General features: G+C 62.4%; 20 protein-coding genes and 1 tRNA gene. All 21 read right to left on the bottom strand.

Annotated features, from left to right (window positions below; all coding sequences use genetic code 11):
• Positions 1-7: 7 nt before the first annotated feature.
• Positions 8-1,090 carry an NADH-quinone oxidoreductase subunit NuoH gene (gene nuoH, locus RUGAMON1_RS00945; protein WP_445228736.1) on the bottom strand — a complete coding sequence of 361 codons (1,083 nt, stop codon included), beginning with the start codon at positions 1,088-1,090 and terminating at the stop codon, positions 8-10.
• The gene (nuoG, locus tag RUGAMON1_RS00940) at positions 1,090-3,423 is read right to left on the bottom strand and encodes an NADH-quinone oxidoreductase subunit NuoG (protein WP_445228735.1); all 2,334 of its coding nucleotides are present in this window, start codon (positions 3,421-3,423) and stop codon (positions 1,090-1,092) included. The genes nuoH and nuoG overlap by 1 nt, the downstream gene beginning before the upstream one ends.
• Before the next feature lie 22 nt (positions 3,424-3,445).
• Positions 3,446-4,741 carry an NADH-quinone oxidoreductase subunit NuoF gene (gene nuoF, locus RUGAMON1_RS00935; RefSeq protein WP_008450345.1) on the bottom strand — a complete coding sequence of 432 codons (1,296 nt, stop codon included), beginning with the start codon at positions 4,739-4,741 and terminating at the stop codon, positions 3,446-3,448.
• Positions 4,738-5,217 carry an NADH-quinone oxidoreductase subunit NuoE gene (gene nuoE / locus RUGAMON1_RS00930; RefSeq protein WP_332852564.1) on the bottom strand — a complete coding sequence of 160 codons (480 nt, stop codon included), beginning with the start codon at positions 5,215-5,217 and terminating at the stop codon, positions 4,738-4,740. Before nuoE ends, nuoF begins: the two co-directional genes overlap by 4 nt.
• A gap of 9 nt (positions 5,218-5,226) precedes the next feature.
• Complete coding sequence (locus tag RUGAMON1_RS00925) at positions 5,227-6,480, bottom strand: NADH-quinone oxidoreductase subunit D (protein ID WP_445228734.1); 1,254 nt, start codon at positions 6,478-6,480, stop codon at positions 5,227-5,229.
• A 4-nt stretch (positions 6,481-6,484) separates the two neighbouring features.
• Positions 6,485-7,075, bottom strand: coding sequence for an NADH-quinone oxidoreductase subunit C (locus RUGAMON1_RS00920; protein ID WP_445228733.1), 591 nt, complete (start codon positions 7,073-7,075; stop codon positions 6,485-6,487).
• 18 nt (positions 7,076-7,093) lie between these two features.
• Positions 7,094-7,570 carry a NuoB/complex I 20 kDa subunit family protein gene (locus tag RUGAMON1_RS00915; protein WP_008450353.1) on the bottom strand — a complete coding sequence of 159 codons (477 nt, stop codon included), beginning with the start codon at positions 7,568-7,570 and terminating at the stop codon, positions 7,094-7,096.
• Positions 7,571-7,573: 3 nt separating this feature from the next.
• A complete protein-coding gene (locus RUGAMON1_RS00910) occupies positions 7,574-7,933 on the bottom strand; it encodes an NADH-quinone oxidoreductase subunit A (protein ID WP_116988038.1) in 360 nt (119 codons plus the stop codon).
• Between the two features lie 172 nt (positions 7,934-8,105).
• A tRNA-Leu gene (locus RUGAMON1_RS00905) sits at positions 8,106-8,190 on the bottom strand.
• Positions 8,191-8,394: 204 nt separating this feature from the next.
• Positions 8,395-8,811 (bottom strand): preprotein translocase subunit SecG, encoded by a 417-nt coding sequence (gene secG / locus RUGAMON1_RS00900; RefSeq protein WP_445228732.1) that lies wholly within the window; start codon positions 8,809-8,811, stop codon positions 8,395-8,397.
• 60 nt (positions 8,812-8,871) lie between these two features.
• Positions 8,872-9,618, bottom strand: a complete 747-nt coding sequence (gene tpiA, locus RUGAMON1_RS00895; RefSeq protein ID WP_445228731.1) for a triose-phosphate isomerase — start codon at positions 9,616-9,618, stop codon at positions 8,872-8,874.
• A 131-nt stretch (positions 9,619-9,749) separates the two neighbouring features.
• Positions 9,750-10,730 carry an NAD(P)H-quinone oxidoreductase gene (locus tag RUGAMON1_RS00890; protein WP_445228730.1) on the bottom strand — a complete coding sequence of 327 codons (981 nt, stop codon included), beginning with the start codon at positions 10,728-10,730 and terminating at the stop codon, positions 9,750-9,752.
• Positions 10,731-10,824: 94 nt separating this feature from the next.
• The gene (locus tag RUGAMON1_RS00885; protein WP_445228729.1) at positions 10,825-11,433 is read right to left on the bottom strand and encodes a tetratricopeptide repeat protein; all 609 of its coding nucleotides are present in this window, start codon (positions 11,431-11,433) and stop codon (positions 10,825-10,827) included.
• Between the two features lie 20 nt (positions 11,434-11,453).
• Complete coding sequence (locus RUGAMON1_RS00880) at positions 11,454-12,221, bottom strand: GIN domain-containing protein (protein WP_445228728.1); 768 nt, start codon at positions 12,219-12,221, stop codon at positions 11,454-11,456.
• 99 nt (positions 12,222-12,320) lie between these two features.
• The gene (locus RUGAMON1_RS00875) at positions 12,321-12,521 is read right to left on the bottom strand and encodes a hypothetical protein (RefSeq protein ID WP_332852557.1); all 201 of its coding nucleotides are present in this window, start codon (positions 12,519-12,521) and stop codon (positions 12,321-12,323) included.
• A 161-nt stretch (positions 12,522-12,682) separates the two neighbouring features.
• The gene (locus tag RUGAMON1_RS00870; RefSeq protein ID WP_445228727.1) at positions 12,683-13,837 is read right to left on the bottom strand and encodes a glycosyl hydrolase family 18 protein; all 1,155 of its coding nucleotides are present in this window, start codon (positions 13,835-13,837) and stop codon (positions 12,683-12,685) included.
• A 13-nt stretch (positions 13,838-13,850) separates the two neighbouring features.
• Positions 13,851-14,963: an acyltransferase family protein gene (locus tag RUGAMON1_RS00865; RefSeq protein WP_445228726.1), complete on the bottom strand. Its 1,113-nt coding sequence runs from the start codon at positions 14,961-14,963 to the stop codon at positions 13,851-13,853.
• Positions 14,964-15,182: 219 nt separating this feature from the next.
• Positions 15,183-16,646 carry an ATP-binding protein gene (locus tag RUGAMON1_RS00860; protein ID WP_445228725.1) on the bottom strand — a complete coding sequence of 488 codons (1,464 nt, stop codon included), beginning with the start codon at positions 16,644-16,646 and terminating at the stop codon, positions 15,183-15,185.
• Positions 16,639-17,346 carry a response regulator gene (locus tag RUGAMON1_RS00855; protein ID WP_445228724.1) on the bottom strand — a complete coding sequence of 236 codons (708 nt, stop codon included), beginning with the start codon at positions 17,344-17,346 and terminating at the stop codon, positions 16,639-16,641. Before RUGAMON1_RS00855 ends, RUGAMON1_RS00860 begins: the two co-directional genes overlap by 8 nt.
• Positions 17,318-18,751, bottom strand: coding sequence for an ABC transporter substrate-binding protein (locus RUGAMON1_RS00850; RefSeq protein WP_445228723.1), 1,434 nt, complete (start codon positions 18,749-18,751; stop codon positions 17,318-17,320). Before RUGAMON1_RS00850 ends, RUGAMON1_RS00855 begins: the two co-directional genes overlap by 29 nt.
• A gap of 89 nt (positions 18,752-18,840) precedes the next feature.
• Entirely contained in the window at positions 18,841-21,423 is a 2,583-nt protein-coding gene (locus RUGAMON1_RS00845; RefSeq protein WP_445228722.1) for a family 20 glycosylhydrolase, read from the bottom strand.
• Between the last annotated feature and the right edge of the window lies 1 nt (position 21,424).

Here is a 21,424-nt window from a genome sequence, read left to right as displayed (position 1 = left end):
CCAGTCCTTACTTCCAGATATTCCAGGATGTCTGCATCCAGCCGGCCACGAACACCAGGTACACCAGCGTCAGAGGGATAAACACTTTCCAGCCCAGACGCATGATCTGGTCATAACGGTAGCGTGGGAAAGTACCGCGCACCCAGATGAAGACGGACACCAGGAAGAACGCCTTGGCGAACAACCAGAAGAAGCCGCCGAAACCGCCCCAGAATTCGAGGAAGGCAAACGGTGCGGACCAGCCGCCCAGGAACATGATCGAACCCAGGGTCGCGATCAAAATCATGTTGGCGTATTCGGCCAGCATGAACATGGCGTAGGCCATGCCCGAGTATTCGACCATGTGGCCGGCAACGATCTCGGACTCGCCCTCGACCACGTCGAACGGGTGACGGTTGCACTCCGCCAGGCCCGAGGTCAGGTAGACCACGAACAGCGGCAGCAGCGGCAGCCAGTTCCACGACAGGATGTTCAGGCCGTGGTCGGCGAACATGCCCTTCTGCTGGCCGGCGACGATGTCGCCGAAGTTCAGCGAACCGGACACCATCAGCACGACCACCAGTACGAAGCCCATCGGGATTTCGTAGGAGATCATCTGGGCCGAGGCGCGCATCGCGCCCATGAACGAGTACTTCGAGTTCGAAGCCCAGCCGGCGATGATGATGCCGTAGACTTCCATCGAGGTGATCGCCATCAGCAACAGCAGGCCGGCGTTGACGTTGGCCAGTACCGCTTCGGCGCCGAACGGCACCACCGCCCATGCGGCCAGCGCCGGCATGATGGTCATGATAGGACCGATCACGAACAGGCCGCGGTTGGCCTTGGCCGGGGTGATGATCTCTTTGAACAGCAGCTTGAGCGCATCGGCGATCGGCTGCAGCAGGCCCATCGGACCGACGCGGTTAGGGCCGACGCGGATCTGGATCCAGCCGATGAACTTACGTTCCCACAGCGTCAGATAGGCAACCAGGCCCATCAGCGGCAGCAGCACGACGATGACGCGGATCAGCGCCCAAGCCAGCGGCCAGAACTGCCCCAGCGTTTGCGCGCCGGTGGCATTGATGGTATTGACGAATTCAGGCAGAGCCATTATTTACCCTCCCCTGCTTTTTCAACGGTGATGGAACCGAACATGCCGCCCAGTGCAGCGGTCGACGCGTGAGCGGCGGCGACACGGACTGCGTTGGCAGGCAGTTTGGCATCAACAGCGGCGACCAGGATCGCGCTGCCGGAACCTTGCGTTACCTTGACCTTGTCGCCGGCGGCGACACCCAGCTGCTGCGCCAGGGCGGTCGACAGGTGCGCTTTAGGCGCAGCCGCATCGGCCATCTTCTGCAGCGACTCGGCGCGACGCACTACGGCGTCGGCGAAGTAGATAGGCACGTCTGCAATACGTTCCGTACCGGTGGAAGCAGCGGAGGCGGCGACGACAGCTTGCTTGGTGGTGTTGTTCAGCTTGGCCGACAGGTCGGTCACGCCGGCGCCCAGCACTTCGTCGCGGATCGCTTCGGAAGTGTCGTAGTCGAAACCGGACAGGCCGAGGATGTTACCCAGCACGCGCAGGACTTTCCACGCAGGGCGGGTTTCCAGCAGCGGCTTGACGGTGCCGTTGAAGCTTTGCGCGCGGCCTTCGCAGTTGACGAAGGTGCCCGAGGTTTCGCTGAACGGCGATACCGGCAGCAACACGTCGGCGTAGTCCATGCCGTGCTTGTAGGCCGACATGACGACGACCATCTCCGCGTGTTTCAGTGCGGCGGCGGCGGCTTGCGGGTTGTGCGCGTCCAGTTCTGGTTCTGCGTTCAGCAGCACGTAGGCTTGCTTCTGCTCGGAGAACGCTGGAGCCTTGGCGCCGTTGGCGTTGACCAGGTAAGCGCCAACGGTGTTGGCGGCTTCGGTCAGGTAGCCCAGCTTGGCGCCGGTTTGTTCGGCGATCCATTGTGCGGCGGCGTGCAGCGCGGCGGCCTGTGGGTGCTGCGTTGCCGCGTTACCCAGGAAGACAGCCTTGGTTGTGGACGATGCGTCGCCGGAGATCAGCGAAGCGGCGATCGCGTTGGCGGTATCGGATGCGACCACGCCTTCGAAGCCCGCAGGTGCGGCAACTTCCTTGGCTTTAGCAACAGCGACGACCACTTGCGACAGCGCCGACAGCCACTCCGAAGGAGCAACGATCATCTTGTTCGCGATGTTCATCAGCTGGTCGTCGTCGCTTGCGTGCAGGATGGACAGCTTGGCGCCGCCCTTCACTGCCGTACGCAGGCGGGTAGCCAGCAGCGGGTGATCCTTGCGCAGGAACGAGCCGATGACGAACGCGCGGTTCAACTGGCCGAACTCGGTGATCGACATGCCCAGCCAAGGGGTCACATCGCTCAGCGAGAAGTCGCTGTGACGCAGGCGCGTGTCCACGCTGTCCGAGCCCATGGCGCGGGTCAGCTTTTGCAGCAGGTGCAGTTCTTCCAGCGTCGAGTGCGGCGTGGCCAGTGCGGCCAGCGCGTTGGCGCCGTGTTCGTGCTTGATGTTCTTCAGGCCGTGCGCGACGTATTCCAGCGCGGTCTGCCAGTCGACTTCTTTCCACTCGCCGCCCTGCTTCAGCATAGGCTGAGTCAGGCGGTCGGCGGCTTCCAGGCCTTCGTACGAGAAGCGGTCCTTGTCGGAAATCCAGCACTCGTTGACGGCGTCGTTTTCCAGCGGCAGTACGCGCTTGACCTTGCCGGCCTTGACCTGAACGATCAGGTTGGCGCCCAGGCCGTCGTGCGGCGATACCGATTTGCGACGCGACAGTTCCCACGAACGGGCGCTGTAGCGGAACGGCTTCGACGTCAGCGCGCCTACCGGGCACAGGTCGATCATGTTGCCGGACATTTCCGAGTTGACGGTCTGGCCGACGAAGGCGGTGATTTCCGAGTGCTCGCCGCGGCCGATCATGCCCAGTTCCATCACGCCGGCCACTTCCTGGCCGAAACGTACGCAACGGGTGCACTGGATGCAGCGCGCCATCTCCTGCATGGAGACCAGCGGGCCGGCATCTTTCGGCACGACGACGCGCTTGTCTTCTTCGTAGCGCGATTCGCCCTTGCCGTAGCCGACTGCCAAGTCTTGCAACTGGCACTCGCCGCCCTGATCGCAGATCGGGCAGTCCAGCGGGTGGTTAATCAACAGGAATTCCATCACGGACTTCTGTGCCTGTACGGCCTTGTCCGAAGCGGAGCGCACAATCATGCCTGCCGAGACCGGCGTTGCGCATGCTGGCAAAGGCTTAGGCGCCTTTTCCACTTCGACGAGGCACATACGGCAGTTCGCAGCGATCGACAATTTCTTGTGATAGCAGAAGTGCGGAATGTAGGTTCCCAATTTGTTGGCGGCGTCCATCACCATGCTACCAGCAGGGACTTCGACTTTTTTGCCGTCTATTTCGATTTCAACCATGGTGATCGTTACCTGACGCAGCTTAGATGTAAGCGGGCACTAAGCAATGCTTGTGCTCGACGTGATATTCAAATTCTTCGCGGAATTGCTTGATGAACGCGCGCATCGGCATCGCCGCGGCATCGCCCAGCGCGCAAATGGTGCGGCCCTGGATGTTGTCGCAGATCGAGTTCAGCACGTCCAGGTCCGAAGGACGTCCCTGGCCGTTTTCGATGCGGTGAATCATGCGGTACATCCAACCCGTGCCTTCACGGCATGGGGTGCACTGGCCGCACGACTCTTCAAAGTAGAAGTAAGCCAGACGCTCCATTGCCTTGACCATGCAACGCGTTTCATCCATGACGATGACGGCGCCCGAACCGAGCATCGAGCCAGCTTTGGCGATCGAGTCGTAGTCCAGGTCGGTGTTCATCATCAGTTCGCCGCGGATCACCGGAGCGGACGAGCCGCCAGGGATCACAGCCTTGATCTTTTTGCCGCCGCGCATGCCGCCTGCCAGTTCCAGCAGTTTGGCGAACGGGGTGCCCAGCGGGACCTCGTAGTTGCCCGGCAGTTCAACGTCGCCCGAGATCGAGAAGATCTTCGAACCGCCGTTGTTCGGACGTCCCATGCCCAGGTACTTTTCAGGACCCATGTTCAGGATGAACGGAACCGCCGCGAAGGTCTCGGTGTTGTTGATGGTGGTCGGCTTGCCGTACAGGCCGAACGACGCAGGGAAAGGCGGCTTGAAGCGCGGCTGGCCTTTTTTGCCTTCCAGCGATTCCAGCAGCGCGGTTTCTTCGCCGCAGATGTAGGCGCCGTAGCCATGGTGCGCGTGCAGCTGGAAGCTGAACTCGCTGCCCATGATCTTGTCGCCCAGGAAGCCGGCGGCGCGCGCCTCTTCCAGTGCATCTTCAAACTGGGTGTAGACCTCGAAGATCTCGCCGTGGATGTAGTTGTAGCCCACGGTGATGCCCATGGCGTAGGCGCCAATGGCCATGCCTTCGATCAGCGCATGCGGGTTGTAGCGCATGATGTCGCGGTCCTTGAAAGTGCCCGGCTCGCCCTCATCTGAGTTGCATACCAGGTACTTCTGGCCTGGGAACTGGCGTGGCATGAAGCTCCACTTCAGGCCGGTAGGGAAACCCGCGCCGCCACGGCCGCGCAACGACGACGCTTTCAGGTCGGCGATGATTTGTTCCGGGGTGATCTTTTCTTCGAGGATCTTGCGCAGGGCGCTGTAGCCGCCGCGCTTGACGTAATCTTCCAGGTGCCAGTTCTTGCCGTCGAGGCCGGCGAGAATGACTGGGTCGATGTGACGATTATGGAGTGACGTCATTTCTTCAGTTCCTCCACCAGGGTGTCAATCTTGTCGTTCGACATGAAGCTGCACATGCGCTGATCGTTCACCAGCATCACCGGCGCGTCGCCGCAGGCGCCCATGCACTCGCCTTCCACCAGCGTGAAAGCGCCGTCGTCCGTGGTGCCACGGAAGTCGATGCCCAGCTTTTCTTTCAGGTGGTTGGCCGCGCGCACGCCGCCCGACAAGGCGCATGGCAGGTTGGTGCACACGGAAATCTTGTGCTTGCCGACCGGCTTCAGGTTGTACATATTGTAGAAAGTCGCGACTTCCTGCACGGCGATGGCCGGCATGCGGATGTAGTCGGCCAACTCGGCCATCACGTCCGACGAGATCCAACCCAGTTCAACCTGGGCGTGGGCCAGCGAGGCCATCACGGCCGACTGGCGCTGGTCGGCCGGATACTTGGCCAGCTCGCGGTCGATTTTTTTGTAGCACTGCTCTGATAACAACATACTTTTTCCTTAGCGGTCGATACTGCCGAACACGATATCTTGCGTACCGATGATGGTCACGGCGTCGGCAATCATGTGGCCGCGTGCCATTTCATCCAGCGCTTGCAAGTGCGCGTAATCGGGAGCGCGCAGCTTCATGCGGTACGGCTTGTTGGCGCCATCGGAAATCAGATAGATGCCGAACTCGCCCTTCGGATGTTCCACCGCGCTGTACGCTTCGCCCGGCGGCACATGGAAGCCCTCGGTGAACAGCTTGAAGTGGTGAATCAGCGATTCCATATTGGTCTTCATGTCGACGCGGCCCGGAGGCGCCACCTTGCGGTTGTCGGTCATGACCGGACCCGGATTGTTGCGCAGCCATTCCACGCACTGCTTGATGATCTTGTTCGACTGGCGCAGTTCTTCCACGCGCACCAGATAGCGGTCGTAGCAGTCGCCGTTGGTGCCGATCGGCACGTCGAAGTCCATCAGGTCGTACACTTCGTACGGCTGGTGCTTGCGCAGATCCCATTCGATGCCCGAACCGCGCAGCATGGCGCCGGTGAAGCCCATCGCCAGCGCATCTTCCGGTGCCACCACGCCGATGCCGACGGTACGCTGTTTCCAGATACGGTTGTCGGTCAGCAGGGTCTCGTATTCGTCGACATAGGTCGGGAAACGGTTGGTGAACGCTTCGATGAAGTCCAGCAGCGAACCCTGGCGGTGTTCGTTCAGGCCGGCGACGGCCTTGGCCGAGCGGATGATCGACGGCTTGTGCTGCGGCATCGCGTCCGGCAGGTCGCGATAGACGCCGCCCGGACGGTAGTAAGCCGCGTGCATGCGCGCGCCCGACACCGCTTCGTAGCAGTCGAACAGGTCTTCGCGGTCGCGGAAGCAGTACAGGAACGGGCCCATGGCGCCGACGTCGAGCGCGTGCGCGCCCAGCCACATCAGGTGGTTCAGGATGCGGGTGATCTCGTCGAACATCACGCGGATGTATTGCGCACGCAGCGGCACTTCCAGGCCCAACAGCTTCTCGATGGCCATCACGTAGGCGTGCTCGTTGCACATCATCGAGACGTAGTCGAGGCGGTCCATGTAAGGCACGGATTGCAGGTAGGTCTTCTGCTCCGCCAGCTTCTCGGTGCCGCGGTGCAGCAGGCCGATGTGCGGGTCGGCACGCTGGATGACTTCGCCGTCCAGCTCCAGCACCAGGCGCAGCACGCCGTGTGCGGCCGGGTGTTGCGGACCGAAGTTCAGGGTGTAGTTCTTAATTTCTGCCATGTTCTTACTTCCCGTAGTTTTCTTCGCGGATCACGCGAGGCACGTTTTCACGCGGCTCGATGGTGACCGGCTGGTAGATCACGCGCTTCTGCTCGGGGTCGTAGCGCATTTCGACATAGCCCGAAACCGGGAAGTCCTTGCGGAACGGATGGCCGATGAAACCGTAGTCGGTCAGGATGCGGCGCAGGTCGTTGTGGCCTTCGAACAGGATGCCGAACATGTCGAACGCTTCGCGCTCGTACCAGTTGACGGCGCGCCACAGCGGCACCAGCGACGGCAACAGCGGCATGTCGTCGTCGGCGCAGAACGCGCGCACGCGCACGCGCCAGTTGTGCTTCACCGACAGCAAATGGACGACCACTGCGAATCGCAGGCCGTCCCAGGCGCCTTCGCCGTAGCTCAGGTAATCGACGCCGGCCAGGTCGATCAGCTGATCGAAGCCCAGCGACTTGTCGTCGCGCAGCGTTTGCATCACGCCGTAGTAGTCGGCGGCTTTCACGACCAGCGTGATTTCGCCCAACGCCACGGTAGTGGAAACGCGATCGCCCAAGGCAGTGCCGAGGGCGGTTTGCAGTTGTTCTAAATGTGTAGTCATATTCTTGAAGCGACCCCGTTAGCGTGCGATCGTATTGGTGCGCTTGATCTTGTTTTGCAGCTGCATGATGCCGTACAGCAGAGCCTCAGCCGTCGGCGGGCAGCCCGGCACATAGACGTCCACCGGTACGATGCGGTCGCAACCGCGCACCACGGAGTAGGAGTAGTGATAGTAGCCGCCGCCGTTGGCGCAGGAGCCCATCGAGATGACCCAGCGCGGTTCCGGCATCTGGTCGTAGACCTTGCGCAGCGCGGGAGCCATCTTGTTGCACAGCGTGCCGGCCACGATCATCACGTCGGACTGACGTGGCGATGGACGGAACACGACGCCGAAGCGGTCCATGTCGTAACGGGCTGCGCCCACGTGCATCATTTCAACCGCACAGCATGCCAGACCGAACGTCATCGGGAACATCGAACCCGTACGCGCCCAGTTGATCAGCTTGTCGGCCGAGGTGGTGATGAAACCTTCGTTTAATACGCCTTCAATAGCCATGGCTTATTCCCAATCAAGGGCACCTTTCTTCCAGATATACCAAAAACCGACGACGAATTCAGCGATGAAGCTCATCATCACCAGGAATCCGTTCCAGCCCAGTTCGCGCATGGATACGCCCCACGGGAAGAAGAATGCCGTTTCCAGATCGAACAAAATAAAGAGGATTGCGACGAGGTAGTAACGCACGTCGAATTTCATGCGCGCGTCTTCGAACGCTTCGAAGCCGCATTCATACGGGGAGAGCTTGGCCGCATCTGGCTTGTTAGGCCCAAGGATGTGACCCAGAACTTGGGGAGCGATGCCTACGCCGAGACCGACGAGGATGAACAACAGGACGGGGAGATAATTTTCGAGGTTCACGATTGATGAGCTTATATTGAACGGTCGGTTAAAAGGACACACTGCGATGCTCTGCGGTGCTCTTAACGTTCGTCCCAATCGTAAAACTGCTTAGACCAGGATCGAACGACACATCCTCGTAAAAAAGCCAGCTCAGGTACACTTCGGTGCTCCCTTGCTGGCCTTATATTTCTGGTGCCGACGACGAGACTCGAACTCGTACAGCTTGCGCCACTACCCCCTCAAGATAGCGTGTCTACCAATTTCACCACGTCGGCGTAAGGCCGCTATTCTACTGTGTTTTCACGCCGTTGTTAATCCGTATTGCGCTAAAACAAGAAGAAAAACGATAAATCTTTGCTTCTTTTCACTCTGAATTGTTTTTCTAGCTTGCGACGCTAATGTACTGCCAAAACAATGAGCAAACAACTTAAAAAGTTGCTAAGGGAACTGCTGAACTTCACAACTAGTTCATTATTATATTACTTTGGGATCGATGCTGCAGGACCGGTCGCTGCCGGAGCGGCAGGAACTGCTACAGGCGCGGCCGCTGGTGCTGCAGGCGCAGTTGGAATCGCTGCCGCACCGGTCGCCGGCGCCGGAGCTGGCGCCGCTGGCAGGGCCTTGTCCATCACGCCGCCGCTGACAGCGCCGCTGCCGTGCTGGGTCGAAATGTAGGACAGGGCCAACGTGGCGCTGAAGAAGATCGCGGCGGCAACGCCGGTCGACTTGGACATGAAGTTCGACGAACCAGTCGCGCCGAACAGGCTGCCCGAAGCGCCCGAACCGAAGGCCGCGCCCATATCCGCGCCCTTACCATGCTGCAGCAATACCAGGCCAATAATGCTAATTGCGGAAATGACCTGCACTACGATAACCAGATTGAACAAGGAGTTCATGTTATTCCATTCAAAAATAAGAGATTTGTATCGTTTTGTTTCTACAGCTAAATTTATGCACTACACGGCCTGGATAATCCCGAGGAAATCCACCGCCTTTAATGCGGCGCCGCCTATCAGGCCGCCGTCGATGTCCGGCTGGGCCATCAATTCCTTTGCATTGTCCGGCTTCATGCTGCCGCCGTACAAGATCTGCACGCCCGCCGCGACCGGCGCATTCTTTTGCGCCATGCGCGCGCGCAGGAAGGCGTGCGCGTCCTGGGCGATTTGCGGCGTAGCGGTCTTGCCGGTGCCGATGGCCCAGACCGGTTCGTAAGCCACCACGATTTTTGCCAGGTCGTCGGCGCCGATCACATCCAGCACCGCCTGCAGCTGTCCGCAGATGACCGCCTCGGTCTCCCCCGCTTCGCGCTGCTCCAGCGTTTCGCCCACGCACACCACCGGCGTCAGGCCGGCGGCCAGCGCCGCGACGGCCTTCTGCGCCACCAGTTCACTGCTTTCCTTGTGATAGGCGCGGCGCTCGGAGTGGCCGCACAGCACATAGCGGGAGCCGAAATCGACCAGCATGCCGGCCGAGACTTCACCCGTGTAGGCGCCGCTGGCATGGACCGACACATCCTGTCCGCCCCACGCGAGCGGGCTGTCTTGCAGTTCAGCCTGGCACTGAGCCAGGTATGGGGCCGGCACGCACACGGCGCAATCGGCGCCAAAGTCGTTCAGGCCGGCCAGTATTCCGGACAACAGAGCCGTATTGCCGGCACGGTTGCCGTTCATTTTCCAGTTGCCGATGACGAGTTTGCGACGCATAGTAGCCTAAAATTCAATAACCCGCTATTTTAACGCGAGGCTGGAACCCCGGTCAAACCAGCGCTAGTCCATGTCGCCTCGAAAATGGCGAAAATGCTACGATCCCGCACCTGCCCCGCCCCAAAATTGATCTAGATTACTTGCAACATGATCTTGCCGACATGATTGCTGGTCTCCATCAGCGCATGCGCGGCAGCGGCCTGCTCCAACGGGAACACTTGGTAGATCACCGGCTTGAGCTTTTTGGCCGCCATCAGCGGCCATACCTTGTCCAGCAGCTGCTTGGCGATCGCGCCCTTGAAGGCGGCCGAGCGCGGCCGCAGCGTCGAACCGGTGATGGTCAGCCGGCGGCGCAGCACCTGCCCCAGATCCACCGTGGCCTTGCCGCCGCCCAGCGTGGCGATCAGCGCGATGCGGCCGTCGTCGGCCAGGCAGGAAATTTCGCGCGGCAGGTAGTCGCCGCCGACCATGTCGAGGATGACGTCGGCGCCACGGTCGTTGGTCAGCGATTTGACGATGACGGCGAAATCCTCGGTCTTGTAGTTGATGCCGCGCTCGGCGCCCAGCTGCATGCAGGCGGCGACCTTGTCGTCGCTGCCGGCGGTGGCGAACACGCGGTGGCCCAGTGCGCTGGCCAGCTGGATCGCCGTCACGCCGATGCCGGAGCTGCCGCCCTGCACCAGCAAGGTCTCGCCGGCGGCCAGGTGGGCGCGGTCGAACACATTGCTCCAGACGGTGAAATAGTTTTCGGGAATGGTGGCCGCTTCCAGCATGCTCCAGCCCTTGGGGATGGGCAGCACCTGCTCCAGCGGAGCGACGACGTATTCGGCATAGCCGCCGCCCTGCACCAGTGCGCAGACCTTGTCGCCGATATCGAAGGTGGTGTAGTCGAGATCGCCGTCGACGATCTCGCCGGCCACTTCCAGGCCCGGCAGGTCGGAAGCGCCGGCGGGAGGCGCATAGTTGCCCATGCGCTGGAACACGTCGGGGCGGTTGACGCCGGCCGCGTGGACCTTGATCAGCACCTCGCCTCCTTTGACGACCGGCATCGGCCGCTCGCACAGTTTCAGGACATCGGCGGGGCCGGGGTGGGTGATTTCAATCGCGCGCATGGCTCGCCCTCTCATGAAGAAAGGGCGATTGTACCCCGCACGGCGACACTGGGGTCTGACCCCGTACGGGGTCAGACCCCGCCCGGTGGAGGGGTTAGCCGCCGCCAGTACGGCTCTGCTTGGGCAGCGGCGTGTTCGGCTTCCAGGATGCCGACAGGGCCTGCCCCTCCTCGATCTGCTCCGGTGTCATGCTCTTGACCACGGCCGAACGCTGCTCGGCCGCGTTCATCGAGCCATTGGCCGCCGCCAGGTTCCACAGCATGTAGGCGATCACGTTATCCTGCGGCATGCCGGCCATGTGATAGCGGTACATCAATCCCAGCGCCTGCTGCGCGTCCGGATGGCCCTGCTCGGCCGCCTTGCGGAACCAGGTCACCGCCTGCTTGTGGTCCTGGATCACCGCGTTGCCGGTGTAGTACATGGCGCCGACCACATACTGCGCGTCGGCCTTGCCTTGCAGCGCGGCCTTGCGATGCCACTCCAGCGCCTGCTTGTAATCCTGTGTGACGCCGCGGCCCATGTAATACATCAAGCCCAGCAGGTGCTGGGCGTCCGGGTTGCCGGCCTTGGCCAGCGGCGAGATCTCTTTCAAGGCCGCCGCGTAGTTCTTGTTGTTGTAGGCGGTAGCGCCTTCGGCGAATCCGGCCGTCGCAGCCTGTTGCAGGCCTAGTGCGAGTCCGATCGCTAGTATGAATTTTTTCATGTCGCTTAGGTGTGTATGTTTTACTTCCAACTTACCTTGCCCAGGCCGTCAACGCTCACGTTGCGGTTCAGGGGCTTGCCATAGACAGTGACCGATCCGAGGCCGCTCAAGTTCAATGTCGCATTGGTCTTGGCGTTGACGGTGGCGTTGCCGAGGCCGCTGAGCTCGACGTTGACCGAGTCGGCCTGGAATTTCTGCGCATTCAGGCCGCCCAGTCCACCCAGCGTCGCCTTCAGTTGCTTGCTGTTGCCGCCGAGGGTGATGTAGCCGGCGCCGCGCAAATCCAGTTCCACCATGTCGTTTTCGCTGACCCACAGATGCATGCTGCCGACGCCGCCCAGATTGGCCTTCAGGACCTTGTAGTCACAGACCACCTTCATCGTGCCGGCGCCATCCATCGTCAATTCCAGTTCATCGCCGCTGAAGCCGTTGATCTCGGTCGAACCCACGCCCTCGGACACCACTTCCCGCAACATCGGCAACACCAGCTCGGCACGGGTGGAGGAGCGGCCGATCTTCAGGCCGCGCCCCTCGGTTTCCAGGTGCAGCGTGTCGCCGGTGGCCGATGCCGTCACCTTTTCCATGGTGCGCTTGTCCGCATACAGCGTCAACGAAGGCGTGTCGCCCTGGCGCAGCTTAAGGTCGAGTACGCCATCGAGCTTGACGCGCACCACGCGGGCGTCGAGCGGGATCACGCGCTTCTCGGTAGGCTCGTCGGCAGCTTGGGCGCGGCCAAACAGCGCACAGACAGCGGCAAACAGCAGGCCAAATTGGAAAAGCTTGTTCATTGTCGGGTTCCTCTGGTGTTGTTCTTAGGTGCTGCGAACGGCTAATGTAGCAGTGCACTAAGCTTTCTAGCAATCTTTGCAGTACGACCAATTGTCAAATTACGACAGGCTGGCTTTTTCCACTGCGGTCAGGCGCTTGGCCTTGATTACTACAACTTGCATCGGAGCCTGGGCGGCGGCGACCTGGATCGCCGGTTGCAGGGCGACGGTTGCCTGGGCGGCGGCGCTGGCGTAGGCGGAGGCGCCCAGCAGTACGGCGGCGACGACGAAGATGGCTTCCATGTTTTTGGCGATGTTCATTTTGCTCTCCTTGAATGCGTTTCGGTATGTGATCACTATAGCTATCACTTGCCTGACGATCATGCGGATTGCGACGAACTGCACAAATGGGGGACTGGGCGACAGAAAACCGGGAATAAGGCTGAGCAGCGCAGCGGCGGACGCCGCTGCGCGAGGGGGGATTACTGATTCAGGCCGGCATTGACGGCGCTCCAGAAGCTGGCGTCTTCCATGCCGAAGGCGTAGATCGAGGTGCCAGCCAGGCCGTAGGCGCTGACCAGGCCTGTTTTCATGGCCACGCTCTGGGCGTTCTCGTTCCACACCGTGTGCTTCTTGCCGCCGGTGGTGTAATTGAAGGTGATGGCGTTGACGCCGTTGTCGTACCTAGGGGTGACGCCATACTTGGTCAGCAGCGCAGGCACGTTGCGCCAGAACAGCTGGCTGCCCTCGCCTTCCCTGACCCAGTCATAGCCATAGGCCGGAATGCCGTTCAACACCTTGGCCGCCGGCGCCTTGCTGGTGGCGTAGTCGAGGGCGTTTTCCATCCAGTCCGAACCGGCGACCGCACCCGGCGCCCAATCCGGAATCGCCTCGTCATAGGTCATCACCTGGATATAGTCGGCCGACTTGCCCAGCGCCGCCAGGTCGAACGGCAGGTTGTACGGGTCATTTTCGTCGGTGGCGGAGAATGCGGGCACCGTCATGATCAGCTTCAAGCCCTGCGCGTGCAGGGCCGCCGCCAGCGCGGTGGAAAAGTCGCTGAGGTTCTTGCGGTCGGCCTGATCCACCGCTTCGAAGTCGACGTTGATGCCGGCGAAGCCGTTGGTCTTGGCGAAGGCGACCAGGTTGGCGACAGCCGTGGCGCGCCTGGCGCCGGTGACCGCATGGGAGATGACAGGGTCCCAGCCATCGTTGGAGACATTGGAGATGCAGCCGTAAATCGGAATGCCCTTGGACTTGAGGAAGGTGATGGCGTTGGTCGGCGTCGGATCGCCGTTGCCGACTACCGCGCCGGCGCTGTTGATGTTCCAGAAATCGATGGCCACCGCGTTGACGTTGGCGTAGTACTTGGTCAGAGAACTGTAGTTGTTGGTGTAGCCCGAATAGTAGGCCAGCACCATCTTGCCGTTGGCCAGCGCCTTGCTGGCTGGCGCGCTGCCCTGCACCACGCGCTCGCTGCCGGCATCGGCCGGCGCATCCGGCGACGCGACGGCGCGCGCCGCCGCCAGGTTGCCCATGCGCGCCATCGCGCGTGGCGATTGCTGCGCGGCGGGTTCCGAGCCGCCGCATCCTGCCAGCGCAGCTGCGACGCAGGCCGATATCAATAGTTTTTTCATGGCGTTTCTCCTGTCAGAGTTTGATGTAGATTTTTTTCCGATCCAGCACGTAGCCCACCGACCAGCAACCCAGCATGTACACCACAGCCCACAGCAGTGTTCCATTGCGGGCGCCGGCCCACGGCTGGAACAGGTTCAGGTAAATCCAGTCAAAGATATTCAAGTCGCCGATCTTGAACAGGAAGAAGGTGCTCGCGACGATTTCGCTGAACAGGTAGATGAACAGCGTGTTGCGGCCGAAGACTTCGAAGAAGTAAGTCCAACCGCGCTTGCCCAGCATGTCGATCACGTACAGCAGCAGCGATAGCGTGAACAGGTCGATGGCGATGGTGATCAGCGTGTAGGAACTGGTCCACAGCTTTTTATTGAGGGGGAATACACTGCTCCAGCACAGCGCCAGTACAGCCAGTACCGCGGCGGACATGGTGAGCTTGGCGATGGTTTCGTAGCTGGCGCCCAGGCGGCGCACCAGGCGTCCTGCGAAATAACCGGCCAGCACGTTGACGATGGACGGCAGCGTGCTCAATATCCCTTCCGGATCGAAGGCGATGCCCTCGCCGTGGTACATATGCGCTTCCCCCAGCACCAACAGATCCAGCTTGCGCTGCGCATTGCCGGCCAGCGTGTAGTCGCCGAACCAGTACATGACGGCCCAGTAGCCCAGCAAGGCCAGCACCGCGAACACGATAGCGCCCTTCTCCTTCCAGTAATGCAGGATCAGCGAGCCGGCGCAGTAGCCCAGCGCGATCCGTTGCAGCACGCCGAAGATGCGGGTGCCGGACAACGGCAGCATCGCCAGCGAACCGCTCTCGGTACTGAAGAAGGGATACCAGTACATCAGGAAGCCGCACAGGAAGATCAGCGCGGTGCGGGTGAATATCTTCTTCAGCACCGCCGCCTCGCCCATGCCCTCGTACTTCTCCAGCGTGAAGCTGAGCGCCGTGCCGACCACGAACATAAAGGTCGGGAACACCAGGTCGGTCAGCGTCAGACCATGCCATTCGGCGTGCAGGAAAGGCGCGTAGGTGGTGGCGGGAGTCCCGGGCATGTTCACCATGATCATCAGCGCGACCGTCAGGCCGCGCAGCACGTCGATGGCTTGCGAGCGTTGATGCTGTGTCTTCATTGGTGGTCGACTTTCAGTGCGTGTTGGGTTGTTGCAAACGTTATCATCATCGCCAGCGTCCGGCGAATGTATATAAGGCCTTGATTCCATTGGGTTATTGTCGACATTACTTACAGTTCTTTACGCGTACGGGCGCGGTTTGCGCGGCGGCGCGTCCGCCGCTGCAACAAAACTTCACAGAGCCTTACAAAATGTATTGCGCGGCTGTTGCTTTGGCGCTCAGGCAGGCAGGCGGATGGTGGCGTTCAAGCCGCCCTCGGGATGGTTTTCCAGCAGCAGCTGGCCGCCGTGGGCCTCGATCACGCTGCGGGCGATGCCCAGTCCCAGTCCCATGCCGGCGTCGTTCTGCTCGCGGCCGTGCGCCAGCCGCACGTAGGGATCGAACAGGCTGGCGAAGGCATCTTCCGGCACACCCGGTCCGTGATCGCGCACGGCGATCGCCACCGCACCCGGCTCGGAGCTGACGCTGATCTCGGCGCGGTCACCGTAGTACAAGGCGTTGTCCAGCAGGTTGCCGATGGCGCGCTTCAAGGCCAGCGGCTTGGCGCGCACCGTGATGCCGCTGTCGCGATAGCCCACCTCGTGCCCCGCCAGCCGCGCGCTGCGCACCAGGCGCCCCAGCAGTGCGTCGAGCTTGACCTCGGCCGGGTTCTCGTGAATGTCGCTGTCCTTCACGCATTGCAGCGCGCCTTTGACCATCATGTCCAGTTCATCGAGATCCTCTTCGAACTCGTTACGCAGCGCTTCGTCGTCCAGCAGTTCGGAGCGCAGCTTCAGGCGAGTGATCGGCGTGCGCAGGTCGTGCGAGATCGAGATGAACAGCCGCTCGCGGTCCTCGATGTAGCGCTGGATGCGTTCGCGCATGGCGCTGAAGGCGCGCGCGGTGTTGATGAATTCACGGCTGCCCGTCTCCGGCAGCGGCGGCGCGCGGTCGTCCTGGCCCTGGCCGAAGGCGGCGGCGGCGTCGGACAAGGCGGCCAGCGGCCGCGTGATCCAGCGCACCACGAGCAAGCAAAGCAGCAGCACCACGGCCAGCGACAGGCCTTGCAGCGCCAGACGGTCCCACGCCAGCGGATCGTTACTGCTCAAGAAGTACGGGTTGGGCATCAGCGCCGCCATGTACAGCCAGTTGCCAGGCTCGATCTCGGTCTGGATCACCAGTATCGGCGCGGGGTCCGGCTGGATCAGCAGGATGTGCTGGACCCAGGCGTCCGGCAGGTCGCTCAAACGGACGCCATCTTCCGACACCACCAGCTGGTCCGGCCAGGCGAAGGCCAGGCGGAAGCTAGGCGAATGCGGCAAGTCGCTCTTCAAGGTCGCGCCCACCGTCGCCAGCACGCTGCTGGCCAGCGGATGCTCGGCGATCTGCTGGACCGGCACGTAGGCGTGATTGAGGTTGACGAAGAAGCGCGTGCCGCCCATCTCGCGCAGCTGCTGGATCAGTAGCAAACGGTAATTCGCCGGCAGGCTGCGGAAGAAGCGGATCGCGCCGGAAGCGCCGTGCGCCATGTACTGCGACGCCGACTGCGCCTCCACCTGCGCCTTGGCGCGCAGCTGGCTGGCCCAGATCACGCTGGCGGCCAGCTGCGTCACCAGCAGGCCGGCCGCCATTACCAGCATCAAACGTCCCAGCAGCGACTGCGGCCAGATCCTGCGCAGCCGATCCAGAACACGCCTACGCATGCGAGACGCTAACGTCGGCCGAGAACACGTAGCCGGCGCCGCGCACGGTCTTGATCAAGACCGGCTGCTTGCCGTCGTCGTTGAGGCGCAGGCGCAGGCGGCTGATCTGCACATCGAGCGAACGGTCCAGCGGACCGGCGTCGCGGCCCCGGGTTTCCTCGCACAACACGCTGCGGTCCAGGATCACGCCCGGATGTTCGACAAAATACTTCAACAGCTGGAAGTCCAGTCCCGTCAGCGCGACGACCGCACCGGCGCTATCGAGCACCTTGCGCTCCATCAGATCCAGCGTGAAACCGACGAAGCGGTAGTAGCGCGCCGACGGCGTCTCCAGCGCGGTGCGGCGCAGGATGGCCTTGATGCGGGCCAGCAGTTCGCGCGGGCTGTATGGCTTGGCGATGTAGTCGTCCGCGCCAAGCTCCAGGCCGACGATGCGGTCGGTCTCGTCGGAGCTGGCCGTCAGCATGATGATGGGGACATTCGAGCGCTGGCGCACCTGCTTGCACAGCGCGAAGCCGTCGGTATCGGGCAGCATCACGTCGAGGATCACCAGCGACAGCTGCTCGGAGTGGACGTGCAGCTCGGCCAGGAAGCTCTCGCCATTGTGCGACAGGATTACCTCGTACTGGTTTTTCTCCAGGTAGGTCTTGAGCAGGACGCGGGTCTTTTGGTCATCGTCTACGATCAGTATCTTGCGCACCGGGTGCTCCTTGGCTTCTGAGGTTAAACAGTCGGAACAACGCGCCCAGGCGGCGTTGCGCCTCGGCGGGCGTGGCCCTGTCGTCTAGAAAATATCGGTGGATTTCGGCGATGATGGCGTCGCGGCTCGCTTCGTCCGTTGCCATTCGATGCACCAGGCTTGGCGCCTGCACAGCGGCGCCCTGCGCGAAGGTGGTCCAGGAGGCGCGCGCGCAGCTGTCCATTTTCGACGGGTCGGCGTCGCGCCGTACCGGCACGGCGCCCTTCAGCGCATTGAACTCGGCCTGCACCGTCGGCGACACCAGCAGGCGCGCCATCTTCTCCTGCGACGCCATGTGGCGGTAGTCGCCGGCGAACATGGTCAGCGTGTCGACGCTGTAGAGGTGATATTTGGCGGTGCCCGGCGCGGTGCCGCAGGCGTAGTCCTCGTCCAGCGTCATGCCACGTTCGGCTAGTTCGGGCTTGGCCCAGTCGCCCATGATCATCATCGCGGCTTCGCGGCGAGCGAACTGGCGCACCACTTCCGGCCATGGACGTTCGTCAAGTTGGCCGCTGATCCAGCCCTTGACGATGCGCAGCCGCTCCAGCGCTTCGGCGGTGCGTCGGTCGGCGGCGGCAGCCGGATTGCGACGCACGAACAGGTCTCGATAGAACTCAGGGCCGCTTTCGGCCAGCACCAGGTTTTCGAACAACGCGGCCACCTGCCAGGATTCGCTGCTCTGCGCCAGCGGCATGATGCCGGCGGCCTTGAACTTGAGCGCGACGTTCTGGAATTCTTCCCACGTCTGCGGCGGCGACACTTTCAACTGGGCGAACAGCGCGCGGTTGTAGTACAGCGTATTGACGCGGTGGATGCCGAGCGGCGCCGCCACCACGTGCTTGCGATGCTGGATCAGGGTCTGGATGGTGGGGAACAGGAAGCCGTTCCAGTTGCCGGCGCTGGCGACGTTGTCGATTTCCAGCAACAGGCCCAGTTCCGCCCATTCGGCGACGGAGACGCCAATGATCTGCGTGACTTCCGGCGCATCGCCGGCCAGCACGCGGCTCTTCAGCACCTTGCCGGCGCCCAGGCCGGCGCCGCCCGGTATGGCGGCATCCTTCCATTCGAGGCCTTCGTCGGCCATGCGCGTGGCCAGCACATTGGCGGCCTTGCGCTCACTACTGGAAGTCCACCAATGCAGTACCTGTAGCGTATTGAGGGAGGTGGCCGGCGCGCCGGCGCCCGCTGCGGTGGGCTGCGGCTGTTGCGAGGCATAAGCCATGGACAGTCCGCCGCAATTGAAAGCGCAGGCGGCGGCCAGCAGGCCGAAGGTCCACGCCCGTCCAGGCGGCGCGCGGCGGGCGGTCGAACGAAAGCGCAACCAGGCTAACCCAGGCAAGGCTACTTTTTCTATCGACGCAATCACTCGTTATCCCGAACAAAACAGTGCCATGATTATAACGGAGAAGATCGCCGCCGGGATCAATTGGTATGCTTCGCGTGCGCGCTCACCATTCAATGGTTGTCGATGTGAGACACCGCGCCCATCCTGCCGTTACGGTCGAACGCCGCCACTTTGATCTGCCCCTTGTCGGATATCGGCCCGCTCACTGGTTTGCTACTGGTATTCGGCTCGCTGCCGTCGCTGGTGTAGCGCATGGCGATGCCCGGCAGGAAGTGGTTGACCAGCACCCGGCCACCGTCCACCATCAAACCCGGCGGCGCGATGCGGTAGTCGACGCCTGCGCGTTCCAGGTCGAGGCGCGGCAGCACGCGCTGGCTCAGCGTGTTGACGAAGCCGGACCATGCGGCGCGGTGTAGTGCGGCGGCTTTGGCTGCATCGGGCTCGGTCGCCCAGTCGGGATCGGGAGCCCATGAGCGTTCGGCCATCGCCAGCAGGCGTGGCATGACGAGGTAGTCGATGCGTTCCGGCGTGCGTACGGTTTCGGTGAACAGCGTGGCTTCCAGGCCGCGTATGCGGCGCTTGCCGTAGTCGGTCAGCGAGTCCTTGCCGACCAGCGGCGGGTTGGCGTTCTTCAGGTAGTCCAGCGGGATAAAGTCGTAGACCGTATCCAGCTCGACGTAATCACCCCAGTTCACGCCCGGCTCCTCGGGATTGGCGTTGTAGGCCATGTCCATGTACATCTTGGTCACCGGCGCCAGCACGATGTCGTAGCCGGCGTTGGCGAGACGGTAGGCGAAGTCCTCGGCGCCTTCGGTGTTGTTCCAGACGTAGGCGCTGAAGCCGCGTTGCGTGAAATGCGGATTCGGTATCAGTTTGTGCTCGCCACGCAGCTTGGTGCCACGGGCCGCCATCTCTTCCCAGCCGGAGGCGTACAGGCCGTGCTTGCGCAGGATGGCGTCGACCCGGTCGTAGAAGTAGTCCCACAGTTCGGCGGTACTCTCCAGCTTTTTCTTCTGCATGAGCGCACGGCTGGCGGGCGACTGTTCCCATGCGCCGCTCGGCAATTCGTCGCCGCCGACGTGGATGGTATGCAGCGGCACGCCCGCTTCCTTGTACATCGCCGCGACCTGCGTTATCACGTGGTCGATGAAGGTGAAGCTGGACTCCAGGCCGGGATTGATCACGTGGTCGGTGTACAGCTGCGCCGATTTGTAGACAGACTTGTCGTTCAAATCGTTGAGCAGGTATTTGGCGGCGTCGCCCTTCCCTTCGGCCTTCAGGCGATGATAGCGCGCTTCCATCGACTTGACGGCGGCGCGGGCGTGGCCCGGCATTTCGATTTCGGGGATCACTTCAATGTGGCGCGCGGCGGCATAACGCAGGATCTCGATGTACTCGGCGCGGGTGTAGTAGCCGCTGCCGCTGGCGTCAAGCGGATCCGGGCCGGAGCCGTAGGCTGGCTGCATCCGCACGCCAGGCTTGGCGCTGTGGCCGCGCACCGCGCCGATGCTGGTCAGCTCCGGTAGGCCGCCGATCTCCAGCCGCCAGCCTTCGTCCTCGGTCAGGTGGAAGTGGAATTTATTGAGCTTGTAGCGCGCCATCAGGTCCAGCAGCTTGAAGACGGTCTGCTTGGTGTGGAAGTTGCGGCCCACGTCCAGCTGAAAGCCGCGATACTCGAAGCGCGGCGCGTCGGTGATCGTCACTTCCGGCAGTTCGATGCTGGCGGTACCCGGCAGCGGCAGCAGGTCGCGCAGCGATTGCAGGCCATAGGCGACTCCGGCGGCGCTGTTGCCGACGATGTCGATGCCATCCTTGATCGTCAACGTGTAGGCTTCCGGGGAAGTGGAGCCGGCCACGACGCCCACGCTCAGCCGCAGCGTCGGCGCGCCCGCGCCGGCCGCCGGCAAATTGGCAGGGAACAGTGAACGAGCGAAAGCAGCTTCCATCTTCAGCGCAGCGGGAGCGACGATCTTCGGCAGCGCGGCCAGTTGCAGCTTGCCGCTACCCGTTTGCAGATGCTGCGACGTCGGGAATACCGGCGGCAGCGAGGCGGCCGGCATCCAGTCCGCATTGGCGTTGCGGCGATAGATGTCCTGCACGGTGACGACCGGCTTGGCGCCGCTGGTTCCCTTGTCCAGCTGCTCGGGACGCGTAACCGGCAGCAGCTGATAGTCGGCGATAGCCTGACCGACGTCCGGCGCCGCGTCGTAGACCAGATAGGGCCCGGCCGGCGCCTTGGCCAGCTTGATGACCAAGTCGGGATGGTAGTAGGCGATGTTCAGCGTTTGCCCCGCCGGCACGCCGGCAAAGCCGGGCGCGGGACGAATGCGGTACAGATTGCCCGAAACCTGTTCCAGCAGCAGATTGCCTTCCAACGGTCCGGTCGCTACGCCATCCATGACGTTGAAGTACAGCGTCCAGCCCTGCGCGGGCAAGGGCTGCTGGCCAAGATTGGTCAGGATCAGGCGCGCCTGCGTGCCGCCGCCCGGCGCCTCGGGCGTGAACACAGTGCGCACCAGCTCCCAGCGCAAGCGGATCTGCGCGCCGTTGGCGTATCCGGCCAACGCGCCCTGCCCGGCAGCCGCCTTTGCTGCCGGCGCGGCCTGCGCAACCTGCACAACCGCTCCACCCGCCATCGCCACCATCAGCCACGAGGCCAGCGCGATACCACTGTACTTGATCTGCTTACGCATT

Source organism: Duganella rhizosphaerae, from assembly GCF_040364205.1.
Classification (GTDB): Bacteria; Pseudomonadota; Gammaproteobacteria; order Burkholderiales; family Burkholderiaceae_D; genus Rugamonas; species Rugamonas rhizosphaerae.
Note: the sequence above shows the minus strand (reverse complement) of the source record. Positions and strands in the feature narration are given on the sequence as shown.

Coding starts and splice junctions, on each gene's coding strand:
- nuoH (WP_445228736.1), bottom strand. CDS start 1,090: ATGGCTCTGCCTGAATTCGTCAATACCATCAATGCCACCGGCGCGCAA.
- nuoG (WP_445228735.1), bottom strand. CDS start 3,423: ATGGTTGAAATCGAAATAGACGGCAAAAAAGTCGAAGTCCCTGCTGGT.
- nuoF (WP_008450345.1), bottom strand. CDS start 4,741: ATGACGTCACTCCATAATCGTCACATCGACCCAGTCATTCTCGCCGGC.
- nuoE (WP_332852564.1), bottom strand. CDS start 5,217: ATGTTGTTATCAGAGCAGTGCTACAAAAAAATCGACCGCGAGCTGGCC.
- RUGAMON1_RS00925 (WP_445228734.1), bottom strand. CDS start 6,480: ATGGCAGAAATTAAGAACTACACCCTGAACTTCGGTCCGCAACACCCG.
- RUGAMON1_RS00920 (WP_445228733.1), bottom strand. CDS start 7,075: ATGACTACACATTTAGAACAACTGCAAACCGCCCTCGGCACTGCCTTG.
- RUGAMON1_RS00915 (WP_008450353.1), bottom strand. CDS start 7,570: ATGGCTATTGAAGGCGTATTAAACGAAGGTTTCATCACCACCTCGGCC.
- secG (WP_445228732.1), bottom strand. CDS start 8,811: ATGAACTCCTTGTTCAATCTGGTTATCGTAGTGCAGGTCATTTCCGCA.
- tpiA (WP_445228731.1), bottom strand. CDS start 9,618: ATGCGTCGCAAACTCGTCATCGGCAACTGGAAAATGAACGGCAACCGT.
- RUGAMON1_RS00890 (WP_445228730.1), bottom strand. CDS start 10,730: ATGCGCGCGATTGAAATCACCCACCCCGGCCCCGCCGATGTCCTGAAA.
- RUGAMON1_RS00885 (WP_445228729.1), bottom strand. CDS start 11,433: ATGAAAAAATTCATACTAGCGATCGGACTCGCACTAGGCCTGCAACAG.
- RUGAMON1_RS00880 (WP_445228728.1), bottom strand. CDS start 12,221: ATGAACAAGCTTTTCCAATTTGGCCTGCTGTTTGCCGCTGTCTGTGCG.
- RUGAMON1_RS00875 (WP_332852557.1), bottom strand. CDS start 12,521: ATGAACATCGCCAAAAACATGGAAGCCATCTTCGTCGTCGCCGCCGTA.
- RUGAMON1_RS00870 (WP_445228727.1), bottom strand. CDS start 13,837: ATGAAAAAACTATTGATATCGGCCTGCGTCGCAGCTGCGCTGGCAGGA.
- RUGAMON1_RS00865 (WP_445228726.1), bottom strand. CDS start 14,963: ATGAAGACACAGCATCAACGCTCGCAAGCCATCGACGTGCTGCGCGGC.
- RUGAMON1_RS00860 (WP_445228725.1), bottom strand. CDS start 16,646: ATGCGTAGGCGTGTTCTGGATCGGCTGCGCAGGATCTGGCCGCAGTCG.
- RUGAMON1_RS00845 (WP_445228722.1), bottom strand. CDS start 21,423: ATGCGTAAGCAGATCAAGTACAGTGGTATCGCGCTGGCCTCGTGGCTG.